Consider the following 12,433-nt stretch of genomic DNA (forward strand, 5'->3'; position numbering starts at 1 on the left):
TTATGTTTATTTATTTTTATTATGAGAAGGGTGTTTCTCCAACCGATTAACCGAATTGTTACTGCCATGAAAAAACTGAGGCAAGGAAATTTGGATACTCGCTTACCCATAGAACAGAATTCTACCGAGTTTGAGGTTATGAATGAACAATTCAACCGAATGATTTCGGAAATTAAGGATTTGAAAATTAATGTATATGAAGAAAAGTTAAAACTTCAAAGAGCAGAACTGAAACATTTGCAGCTGCAAATTAATCCGCATTTTTTTCTTAACTCATTAAATATTATCTATAATTTGGCTAATGTCAAAGATTTTGCGATTATTCAGGAGATGTCAAAATGTCTGATAAATTATTTTCGATTTATGTTCCGAAGCAATTCGTATTTTGTTAATTTAAAAGATGAAATCAAGCATACTGCTAACTATTTAAGAATTCAACAACTTAGGTTTCCTGATACTTTTCACTATTCTGTTGAAACTCAGGCCGATTTGGAGAAATGTAAAATACCGCCTCTTATCATTCAAACAATTGCGGAAAATTCCATTAAACATGCAATAAGTTTGGATGAGCGTTTGAATATTCATGTTGTGATAAACGAAGATGAGGATTCTGACTTTATTAATATTAAGATCCAAGATACAGGTGAGGGTTTTCCTGAGGATGTATTATACGCATTAGAATTTGAAGATTCACCGATTGCTAGTGAAGGAGAAAGAATCGGTATTTGGAATGTGAAACAAAGATTAAAATTGCTATATAAAGGAAATTCAGCCATACACTTTTCAAATGAGGAAGGAATAGGGGCAACTGTTCATGTGCGTATTCCGAAAATTTTGATGTAGAGTGGAAGGGGAAGTTGCAATGAGCCAATTTCATGTTCTGATTGTTGATGATGAAATTCATGCCATCAGGGGAGTCGAGGAGTGGGTAAATTGGGAGAAGCATGACATTTCAACGGTCTATACAGCACAGAGTTTAAAACAGGCACAAGAAATCATTTTAAATAACAAAGTGGATTTGCTATTGTGTGATATCGAAATGCCGAAAGGGTCTGGAATTGACTTGTTAAAATGGGTTAAGGAACACTACCCGAATATAGAAGTCATATTTTTAACTATGCATTCGGACTTTTCCTTTGCTAAACAGGCATTGCAACTAAAAAGTTTTGACTATCTGCTTAAGCCCGTTGATTATCAGGAGCTAGAAGAAGTAATCCAAAAAGCATTACAAAAAATCAAACAAGATCGGGAAGTCAAAATGGTGGAGGAATCGTATCAATCGGTGCTGAGGGATCGATTCTGGCTGGACCTCATCCAGGAAAATATCCCATCAACGGTGGAAAAGATTGAAGAACATATGCTAAATCATCAAGTATCATTTCCAGATGGTACAACCTTTCTTCCCATACTTTTTCATGTTCAACGATGGAAAAAGGAATTTTCGGTCCATGAAGAAAAAGTAAGAGAGTATGCCCTGCAAAAAGCAGCGGATGAAGTCATTGGAAAGAACAATCTGGTAGGTCATGTGGTTAATCTTGGAGCCGGGGATGTTATTGTCATCATCCCTTTGGTTAGCCCCGCAAATTTAGGGGAACTTGTGAGTAGTATGAATCTATTTATATCTGAATTCTCTCAATACTTTTCATGTGACTTATGTTGTTATCTTGGGAAACAGGTACCGGTTCAAGAGGTTGTGAGTATGGTCCATAACTTGCAGGAAATTGACCGCAACAATGTTAACAAAAGTAACCAGGCAATTGGATATAAAAATGAGAAAAAGGGTTCCTGCACGTTTCCCCAAATTCCTTCTGCCAATTGGACAAGTTTAATGAAAAGCGGTCAGAAGGAAAAGTTGTTGGATGCAATTAAGCAATACTTTGCAGAATTGAAAAGATCCGACGATATAACAGCCCAAGTTCTTCATTTATTTTATCAGGATTATTTGCAGTTGGTTTTCTATGTACTTCAAGTAAAAGGAATACACGCTAATAAGGTTTATTCCCAAAACCTGCTGACCGAAAAACCTGCAAAAGTGTTAACATCATTGGACTCTCTGCAAGAATGGGTTATCTATATCGCCGATGTAGCTATGAACCAGCTTCATCTGCCTCCAGAAAAAGAATCGGTGGTAGAAATCGTAAAAAAATATATCAACGAAAATCTTGGTGAACACCGATTAAATCGGGAAATAATTGCTAATTATGTATATCTAAATCCGGACTATTTAACAAGACTATTTAAAAAACAAACAGGGCTTTCCATTTCTGATTATTTGCAACTTCAACGAATTGAATATGCTAAAAAACTGTTGAAAGAAACAAATCTGACTGTTAGTGAAGTCGGTTTGTCGGTAGGATATTCCAGTTTTTCTCACTTTTCTTCTGTTTTTAGAAAGATTTCCCAATTAAATCCGGTAGACTATCGGAAAACATTGGAGTCACTTCGGTAAAGTTATTAAAGAAGAAAAAGAAGAGTAAAATAATGAACCGAAAGAAAAGTATTAATAGCCGTGAGAAGAGAACTAGTTGTTTCCTAGTTCTCTCAGATTGTCGAGAAAGGGTATTTTTCTCGGCAATTTTTTTATTTTGTCAGGATCTAAATACCTAATTTAAGGATTGCCCCCACAATTGGGCCTGTTGATTTCCGCTCCGGGCACTCGCTTTCCGCGGGGAGGTCCTGGAGCCTCCTCGGCGCTTTGGCGCCTGCGGGGTCTCCAGTGACCCTCTATCCCGCAGGAGTCGAGTGCCCTCCGCTCCAATCACCAGGGAGACAAATCAACCTAATGTATTGCAACATACTTTTTCTAACCTTGCCAAGTGTGTTGCAATCTTTTTTATATTTTGGCAGGCTGCAGTAAGAAGAGCCTGTTCACTTGCATTCTTCAATCCTCGTAACCGGTAATAGCGAAGCCCGTGCAGCTCTTTTGAGTATGCGAAGCTTCGCCCAATTTTTTCCTTTCTAAATTTGTAAAGCATTTTTCCCGATTTAGATAATCGATTTACCCTTACCTTATCCTTATGTTCCTCCCATACATGTCGTGTTACAACTTTTACTTTATTTTTTGAGCGTGTACATTGGGATAGAAGTGGACAGTTCTGGCACTTCTTGGAATCGGACTTGTATTCTCTATAACCCTCCCGGGTTGTAGTTTTGTATGTTAATTCCTGGTTATTAGGGCAAATGTATAGATCTCGTTCTTTTTCATATGTAAATTTCCATTTAGGGAATAAGCAAGTAGTAGGATGAAATCTTCTATGAGCAATAACGTCCAAAATGTTACGGTCAGAAAACCCCTTGCAAATAGGATTAGTAAGATAACCGGAATCCAGAGCTACCGCTTCTACCTTAAATCCAAAACGTTGGACCTGACGATCTAATCGATTCAGATAAGGAATAGAATCATGAACATTGCCTGGAGTTACATAAACATCCGTAATAATATTAAACTTCATTTCTGTAGTCCTATGGTCAAGATAACAGAACATTTCCTGCTTATTTTCACGAGACATAAATCCACATTCAGGATCAGTTGTACTAACCGGAATTTCTTTAGTTTCCTTCTCTTTCAACTTTTCCTGGAACGGCTTTTTTCCAGACTTAATTCTATCTTCCTCTATAGCTTTATTTAATTCCTCAAAATATTCGCGAGTCTCAACTTCTACTTCTTCTTTTGAAAACTTATGTTTATTGGCGTTTGCTTTTAAATGAGTTGAATCTGTAAATAAAACACGCCCTCCAACCATTTTGTGATTCATGGCTAGGAGAACAATCTCATCAAAAATATCCTGAAAGATATTTGTATCTTTAAAACGGTGTTGACGATTCCAGCTAATCGTAAAATGATGTGGAACTGGATCATGGAATTTAAATCCTAAGAATCAGCGATAGGCAATGTTCATTTTTACTTCTCTTTCTAATTGTCGCTCAGAACGAATGCCATAAATATAACCAATAAACATCATTTTAAATAGTATAAGGGGATCAGTAGGGCGTCCGTTATCATCTCTATAAAATGGACGAATTTTTTTAAGGAGAAATGAAAAATCAATATATTTATCGATCAAACGAAGAAGGTGATCGTCCGGAACTAATTCATCAATAGATACAAATTCATATTCATTTTGGCTATACTCTTTTTTGCTTAAACATTGAATTCACCACGTCATTTTAATATTATAAGTTCAGTTGAAGTCCTTATTGAAAAAACTCTGTTTATTGGCGCGTAAGGCACGAAGACTCCTGCGGGAGTACGGGGCAAGGGAGACCCCGCAAGAGCGAAGCGATGAGGAGGCTCCCCGGCACGCCCGCGGAAAGCGAAGTGCCTGGAGCGCCAATCAACAGACTTGTTGGAAAGTTCGAAATATATTAATAGTGTTATAACAAATTACCGCGGTGAATTGTTAAAGCAATCGAATAAAATAATAGGCTGTCGAGGGCAGTTCGACAGCCTGAGAGAACTAGGTGTTTCCTAGTTCTCTTTTTTTAGTGTGCCAGGCATGGCAACTATCTAGGTGGCGAAAGTCCACTGTGGGGGTACACATCGACCAACCACTAAAGAAGCGCAAGGTACTTATCGTGAGATAAGGGCTGGAGGAAGCGTGGAATAAAATCTTGGCTCGACGAACAGAAATCTGATACTAAGGCTCTACAAAGGGATAAGGCTCCTAAACAAGTCAAAGTCCAAAAGATGTGCGTAACTTTGTAGAGTAAATCAGGCGAGTAAAAGAGGAAAGATAGTTGTCTTACCCTGGGAGGCCTTGCGGATGTACATTGGTACAGTCGGAAAAGGTTTGCCGCAAGAAGTCAGCAGAAGCCATAGTAATGAAGTAATTCATGAAGGGCTGAACAATTTATAGTGTTTCAACGCCACGAATGCGTAAGTGACCTACTCCGAATGTGTTAATGGTGAAAGTATGAGCGTACCTCAAAGGATAACCAAAATGGAGCTATCACTTATTACGTGAGAGGAAAGGAGAAACGAGTATGGAACTTTTAGAACAGATTCTAAGTAATCAAAATATGAATCAAGCCTACTTGCGTGTATATAAAAACAAAGGTGCTAGTGGGGTCGATGGAATAACGGTCGATGAACTGAAACAATATCTGAGAGAGAACAAAGATGAGCTACGTCAGCGTATCAGAACAAGAAAATACCAACCACAAGCTGCCTTAAGAGTGGAGATCCCAAAAGAAAATGGAAAGATGCGCAAATTGGGAACACCAACAGTAGTGGATAGGGTGGTTCAACAAGCCATTCATCAAGTACTTAGTCCAATATTTGAAAAGCAGTTCAGCGAATTCAGTTACGGCTTTAGACCGAAAAGAAGCTGTGAGATGGCAATTATTAAAAGCTTGGAATTTCTAAATGATGGACACGATTGGGTTGTGGATATTGACCTTGAAAGATTTTTCGATACAGTCCATCACGATAAACTCATGCGAATCATTTCTAATACCATAGATGATGGAGATGTCATTTCCCTAATAAGAAAATACCTTGTCAGTGGAGTGATGGTGAATGGGAAATATGAAGAAACACCAGTTGGAACTCCGCAAGGAGGAAACCTAAGCCCACTGCTGAGTAATATTATGTTGAACGAACTGGATAAGGAACTAGAAAGTAGAGGACTCCAATTCGTGAGGTACGCTGATGACGCTCTAATCTTCGTGAAGAGTGAGAAAGCAGCGAATAGAGTGATGGAATCAATCGTGAGATTTATAGAAATTAAATTAGGGTTAATAGTCAATATAGAAAAGAGTGAAATCTCTCGTCCAAAGGATTTGAAATTCTTAGGATTTGGATATTATTACGATTCTAAAAATGAGAAATACCAAGCAAAACCCCATTTCACATCAATACAAAAATTTCAAAGGAAGCTTCGAAAATTAACAAAGCGAAATTGGAGTGTTCCGCTAGACTACCGAATTTTAAAACTTAAACAAGTCATACTTGGGTGGGTTAATTACTTTAGAATCTCAAATATGAAAAAGGCTATGACTGAGATAGATCAGAAGCTTCGCTCCAGAATTAGAGTTATCATCTGGAAGCAATGGAAGGTACCGAAGAAACAAATCAAATCGCTTGTTCAACTAGGGATTCCAGAGGAAGAGGCGAAAGGATTAACTTTCTGTCGGAAAGGTTACCGGTACATCGGACTATCGAAAGTTGTTCAAAGGGCAATCTCAAACAAAAGACTAAAGCGGAGGGGAATTCCCTCTGCTTTCGAACATTATCTAAAAGTACACACTGTAATATAAATTGAACCGCCGTATACGGAACCGTAAGTACGGTGGTGTGAGAGGGGCGAAAATAATTAAATTATTTTCCCTCTACTCGATTGTTTTTGTTACTAAAGTAAAAAAAGTCGGATGAGCGAACCATGGAAAGTCGTATTGTCGATAGTTACAGAGTTTAGACTCTATTAAAATAGATTTATAAGTTGTAAGCGGAAACATCTATTGAGATCAGGAGGAGGAATGGGGATGTCCCAAGTTACAGTGAAGAAATTGGAACCAGGCATTCAGTCTATACCTGAAAAAAGGGTTAACACAAGACTAATGAAATTGAAAAGGGCCTTACCGCTATTTATCATGATGGTTCCCGGATTAATTTATTTATTGATCAACAACTATTTGCCAATGTTTGGACTTGTGATTGCCTTTAAAGATATTAACTATGCTAAAGGAATATTCGCCAGCGATTGGATAGGATTTAAAAATTTCGAATATCTGTTCAGCACAAAGGATGCCATCGTTATCACACGAAATACGATTCTTTATAATGGTGTATTTATAATTTTGAATACGGTATTGGCTATTGGTGTGGCGATCATGCTAAATGAAATAAAAAACAAGCTCGCTAAAGGCTTTTATCAGAGTGTGATTCTTTTGCCATTTTTAATTTCGATGGTCATTGTCAGTTATCTAGGATTTGCTTTTCTTAGTGAAGATGTTGGTTATCTGAATAAAACAATTTTGCCGATGCTAGGGGTTCACGAGATCTCCTGGTACAATGAGGCAAAATATTGGCCTTATATCTTAACCTTCATCAATATGTGGAAAGGTGTCGGTTTCTTGTGTGTTATCTACTTAGCCGCAATTATAGGTATCGATCAAGAATTTTATGAAGCAGCTACTCTAGATGGAGCCAGTAAATGGAAGCAAATCATACATATTACGATTCCATCAATTATGCCAGTCATTATCATGATGACATTATTGGCAATAGGAAAGATTTTTTATTCTGATTTTGGTCTGTTCTATCAAGTGCCAATGAATTCAGGTGCGATATACGATACTACTAATGTTATTGACACCTATGTTTACCGTGGTTTAATGCAGCTTGGGGATATCGGTATGTCAGCAGCAGCCGGGTTATATCAATCCGTCGTCGGATTTGTTCTCGTGCTGATATCAAATTATATCGTCCGCAAAAAGAGTAAAGAAAATGCATTATTTTAGAATGGAGGTCAAGCTGAATGTATAAATCTGACCGAATCACACAATGGGTTTCTCATATTTTTCTCATTATACTCGCTATAGGCAGCATCATTCCGTTGATTATTCTTTTGTCTTCTTCACTTTCAAGTGAGGCATCGATTATAAAAGAAGGATATTCCTTTTTTCCAAAGGAGTTTAGCCTTGATGCTTACGAATATTTACTGAAAAATTTATCAAAAATCGGTAGGGCTTATGGGATTACAATTTTCGTTACTGTATTTGGTACAATTGTAAGTCTTGCCATGACATCGTTTTTGGCATATGCCCTTTCCCGTCGTGATTTGCCTTACAAAAACGTGTTTTCTTTCATTGTTTTCTTCACTTTATTGTTTAATGGGGGACTTGTTCCAACCTATCTTGTTTATACTCAAATATTTGATGTGAAAAATACGATCTGGGCTTTAATAGTTCCGGGCTTATTAATGAATGGATTTAACGTATTATTAATGAGGACATTTTTTATAACGTCCATTCCGGAGCCGGTAATTGAATCGGCAAGAATAGATGGTGCAGGTGAATTTAGAACATTTTTTTCAATTATTTTGCCACTATCATTGCCTATTCTGGCAACGATTGGGTTACTTCAATCGATTACTTATTGGAATGATTGGTTTAATGGACTTATCTATATCACTGAACCATCGCTATTCAGTATCCAAAACATTTTAAACCGAATGTTGTCAGACATTCAGTTTTTGGCAAGCAACAATTTGGGCACAAACAGTAGCCAGGCAACTGTGCAAGTTCCTACCACCGCTGTGCGTATGGCAATTGCTTTAGTCGGTGTACTGCCTATCTTAATTGCTTATCCATTTTTCCAAAAATACCTTGTAAAAGGGATTGCATTAGGATCGGTAAAAGGTTGATTCAATTTGTTAAATTTGGAGAAGAGGCCCATGTCTAAGCAATGGGCTCCCCCTTTCACAAAATAAGATATCTACTAAAATACCTGAGTACAAAGCAAAGGGGACATAACAGATGGATGGTTTTATGCGGGGATTTTATAGTATTTCGGAATGGATTCTGAGGTTTGCTTATGTGAATATTCTGTGGATCTTATTTACTATCTTCGGACTTGTTGTTTTTGGCTTTTTTCCCTCTACAATTGCCATGTTTGCAGTTGTTCGCAAATGGATATTGAAGCAGCATGATATCCCAGTATTTAAAAGTTTTTGGATTACCTATAAAAAAGAATTTGTGAAAGCTAATTTATTAGGACTTGTAATATGTTCATTGGGATTCTTGACGTATTCAAACATCACAATTGTGGAGGCAACCACAGTACCAACATTTAAATTGCTTTATATTCCAAATACCATTGTCATTTTCATCTTTCTACTTACTTCTTTATATATTTTTCCGGTGTTCTCCCATTTTGATGTCCACTTGGGAGAAGGGATTAAAAATGCCTTTATCTTAATGGTCGTAAATCCAATACCGACGCTTTGCATGGCAACTTTAACTGGATTCCTTGGTTTTATCTATTTAAAATTGCCAGGACTTCTTCCTTTTTTCAGTGGGAGTTTAACTTCTTATATACTAATGTGGATTAGCAACTACGTTTTTAATAGAACAGTCAAATTGTCTGTCGAGAATGCTGGAGTAAAAGGATGAGAAAGGAAATGCTAAACATTATTGTAAACAGTTACAACGATTAAAAGGACATTTAATAGATTAAGCACGAATGATTTCATTCTAATGAAAGAAGAGATTTTAATGCACTATAAATCAATTCGACCAGGGCAGACCTGGCTAGATACAGATGGAAAGCGTATTCAGGCGCAGATCCATCATAACTGTCGGAGATACTTTTTATTGGTATGGAGAAAATAAAGAAAAGACGAAAGCTGGAAGTGGAATTTGGCATTGGGGAGTAAGATGCTACTCATCAAAAGATTTGTATAACTGGGAGGATAAAGGAATCATCATACCTCCAAATGTAGAAGACGAAAATTCTCCACTGCATCCTAGTCAGTTTATGGACAGACCACATATTATTTTTAATGAAAAAACAGGTAAGTTTGTAATGCTGGATGAAAATTATGAAAAAAGAAGGAACTCAGGAATCAACGGTTTTGACAATTTAAATGTTGATACCTTTATAGTAGGTTATGTATGGCTTCCAATAAGATTTGATGGTGAAATGGCTTATTTAGATTGGATAGGTGAATGGAAATTGGAAGATTATGAATAATGGAAACATTATTCGTGTTACTAATTACCGGAAAGGGGGTGACCTACAATAAAAAAATAGTATCACGATAATGATTTAATGAAATTATTAAAGTAAAATGGGGGGATAAAAATGTCTAAGAGATTCAGGGTATTAGCAGTATTTTTATTAACTTTTTTAGTTCTATCAACTGCCCTTGCAGGTTGTAGCAAAAGTAAAGAATCTTCGGGTTCAAGCTCTAACTCTAAAGATGGAAAACCATACAATGTTGTGATGGCCTATCAATCATTCGGTAATGTAGAAGATCTTAAAATGGTTCAAGACAAAATTAATAAAATTGCCAAGAAGAAGATCAATGCTACAGTTACATTAGTACCTATTAACTATGGGGCATGGAATCAGCAATCAAATTTAATGTTAACGGGTAATGAAAAATTAGATTTACTTTTTACTGGTCCTGACTTTGCCACAAAAGCGGTGAAAGGACAAATTATGCCTTTAGATGATTTATTGAAATCTCATGGAAAAGGGATATTGAAAGCTGTTCCTTCTGAGATACTTGAAGCTGCTAAAGTTGATGGAAAAGTTTATGGGGTACCAAGTATGAAAGAATGGTCACAGCAATATGGCTTTTTAATGACAAAAGATTTTGTTGATAAATATCATATAAATTTATCAAATGTCAAGACTTTGGAAGATCTTGAAGAAGTGTTTAAAGTGATTAAAAAGAATGAACCAACTGTCACTCCTATTGTTGGAGGTATTGGTGGGACTTTACCAATTTTAGCCTATACCTATTCTTACTTTGATAAACTAGGAGGAACTGTAGGAGCCTTAGATATGACGAAGGGGGATTTTAAGGTAATTAATGAATATGAGCATCCAGCATATGAAGCAGGCGCAAAACTAATGAGAAAGTGGTATCTTGCCGGGTATATAAGCAAAGATGCAGCAACATCTACAGATCTACCTTCCGATGCTATGAAAGCAGGCACAGGATTTGGATTCTTTAATGGTTTGGCCCCGGGTACAGAAGTAGGGGCATCTAATGGGATAGGAGGTAAACCTGTAGTTGCCGTCAGATTTAAGGACATTGTTCAATTCACAGATTCTCCTCAGATTCTAATGACCTTAGCAAAAAATAGCCAAAATCCAGAAAAAGCAATTGAGTTTTTAAATCTTATGTATACCGATAAAGATATTATGAATTTACTCACACTTGGTATAGAAGGTAAACATTATGAAGTAAATGAAAAGGGATTTGTTACATTACCAAAAGGGAAAACTGAAACAGGTTATGTTGGTAACAACTGGGTGATGGGGAATAACTTCCTTACGAAGGTTTGGGATGGACTACCTGCGAATCATTGGGATCAAGTGAAGGCTTTCAATGAAAGTGGAAAAAGATCACCTGCCTTTGGGTTTATGTTTAATCCGGATCCTGTAAAAACTGAAATTGCAGCAGTTAGTAACGTTGTTCAACAATATGAAAAAGGAATAGGAACTGGTACTCTAGATCCAGAAAAAATGCTACCTGAATTTAGAAAAAAATTAAAAGCTGCGGGCGCTGATAAAATTATTAAAGAAAAGCAAAAGCAACTTGATGAGTGGAGAAAAAATAAGTAGTATCTTTTCAATTAACTAGAATACTAGATTTTCGCTCTTGTCTTCTTTTTTAGAAAAATAGAATTTGTTGTGCTGCTCGCTATTTGAATTCGCTATCAATATATATGGTAAAAACTGTCATGGATAAGTGGAAGCAATTAATGTTCTAAAAGGGGGTAACCCGAAAGGTACCCTTTTTTTACTTTTTCGGCAGGTAATATGACCCACGAGGAAGTAACCGTTGAAGCTGAAGTTCCAGTAAATACTACAGCAGAGATCCTCGCCAAACTCGAGATGTTAGCGAAAACAGAAAGCTATTACAAAAGCGGAAGGTATTTTGATATTTCCAAACAGAGCAAGGTGTGTTGCTTATAGTAGGGTCTGGTCATTATCACTTCACTTATAGGAATGAACGTGGCAAATACTAGATTAATTGACTTGATTTTGAATGAGGAAACCACGAAAATTTCGTACATGGTTTCTCCAACCCTCATGGCCAATTAGCCCGGTTAAAAGCGGAGCCTATTCAAAAGCTAGTATATCATCCAATGTCGAAGTTAACTGAAGACAGACTAAAAAAGCTTATTGATGAGTTAAATGAATTTTGAAAGGGAATTGGACATTGTTGGACAATAGCTCTGTAATCATTTATTGGAATCGCCGATAGACTAGTTTTCAACGATAAGTGTATCAACACTTATCGTTGAAAACAGCCTATAGTTCTAAAAGAAATTTTTTCTTAAAGTTTAGTTTAAAGGAGGAGAAAATGTACGAACATATTGTTGTTTTTAAATTTAATGAAAATCTCTCATTAGATAAGGAACATAATCTTCTTAAACAACTTAGAGCATTCAAAGGGAAAATTCCCGGAATTGCAGAACTTACTGCCGGAATTAACGTAACCGAGGAAATAGAAAATAAACAGGGTTATACTTTGGGATTACGCATAACCTTTGAAAGTAAGCCATCGCTTGATAACTATTTGCCACATCCCGTTCACCAAGAGTTTGTTTCTTCATTAGCAGGATTCATAGACAATGTCATTGTAGTGGATTATGAAAATTAATCATTAATTAAATAACGATTAGATTTAATATTCAATAAAAAATACTGAGTTAATAGATTCCTACTTCACAAGTATATAAGGAGTAAGTA

At 36.5% G+C, this 12,433-nt stretch carries 9 protein-coding genes and 1 pseudogene; 9 read left to right on the forward strand and 1 reads right to left on the reverse strand.

Going from position 1 to position 12,433, the window contains the following annotated elements; translation table 11 throughout:
- The coding region (locus tag V7266_RS28895) for a sensor histidine kinase (RefSeq protein ID WP_335472660.1) at window positions 1–843 on the forward strand (843 nt) is incomplete at its 5' end.
- Between the two features lie 19 nt (window positions 844–862).
- Window positions 863–2,449: a response regulator transcription factor gene (locus V7266_RS28900; RefSeq protein ID WP_335472661.1), complete on the forward strand. Its 1,587-nt coding sequence runs from the start codon at window positions 863–865 to the stop codon at window positions 2,447–2,449.
- Between the two features lie 325 nt (window positions 2,450–2,774).
- Here V7266_RS28900 and V7266_RS28905 read toward each other — a convergent pair.
- Window positions 2,775–4,154 (reverse strand): annotated as a pseudogene (locus V7266_RS28905) (IS1182 family transposase).
- Between the two features lie 829 nt (window positions 4,155–4,983).
- Here V7266_RS28905 and ltrA point away from each other — a divergent pair.
- From ltrA to V7266_RS28940, 7 genes are all read left to right on the forward strand, one after another.
- Window positions 4,984–6,258 (forward strand): group II intron reverse transcriptase/maturase, encoded by a 1,275-nt coding sequence (ltrA, locus tag V7266_RS28910; RefSeq protein WP_335472662.1) that lies wholly within the window; start codon window positions 4,984–4,986, stop codon window positions 6,256–6,258.
- A gap of 300 nt (window positions 6,259–6,558) precedes the next feature.
- Window positions 6,559–7,461, forward strand: a complete 903-nt coding sequence (locus tag V7266_RS28915) for an ABC transporter permease (protein WP_335472668.1) — start codon at window positions 6,559–6,561, stop codon at window positions 7,459–7,461.
- 17 nt (window positions 7,462–7,478) lie between these two features.
- Window positions 7,479–8,366, forward strand: coding sequence for a carbohydrate ABC transporter permease (locus V7266_RS28920; RefSeq protein ID WP_335472663.1), 888 nt, complete (start codon window positions 7,479–7,481; stop codon window positions 8,364–8,366).
- Window positions 8,367–8,478: 112 nt separating this feature from the next.
- The gene (locus V7266_RS28925) at window positions 8,479–9,114 is read left to right on the forward strand and encodes a YesL family protein (protein WP_335472664.1); all 636 of its coding nucleotides are present in this window, start codon (window positions 8,479–8,481) and stop codon (window positions 9,112–9,114) included.
- Window positions 9,115–9,262: 148 nt separating this feature from the next.
- Window positions 9,263–9,694, forward strand: coding sequence for a hypothetical protein (locus V7266_RS28930; RefSeq protein ID WP_335472665.1), 432 nt, complete (start codon window positions 9,263–9,265; stop codon window positions 9,692–9,694).
- A gap of 111 nt (window positions 9,695–9,805) precedes the next feature.
- Complete coding sequence (locus V7266_RS28935) at window positions 9,806–11,299, forward strand: ABC transporter substrate-binding protein (RefSeq protein WP_335472666.1); 1,494 nt, start codon at window positions 9,806–9,808, stop codon at window positions 11,297–11,299.
- Window positions 11,300–12,044: 745 nt separating this feature from the next.
- Window positions 12,045–12,344: a Dabb family protein gene (locus V7266_RS28940; protein ID WP_335472667.1), complete on the forward strand. Its 300-nt coding sequence runs from the start codon at window positions 12,045–12,047 to the stop codon at window positions 12,342–12,344.
- The last annotated feature ends 89 nt before the right edge of the window (window positions 12,345–12,433 follow it).

The sequence above is a fragment of the Neobacillus drentensis genome, from assembly GCF_036965645.1.
Taxonomy (GTDB): domain Bacteria; phylum Bacillota; class Bacilli; order Bacillales; family Cytobacillaceae; genus Neobacillus; species Neobacillus drentensis_D.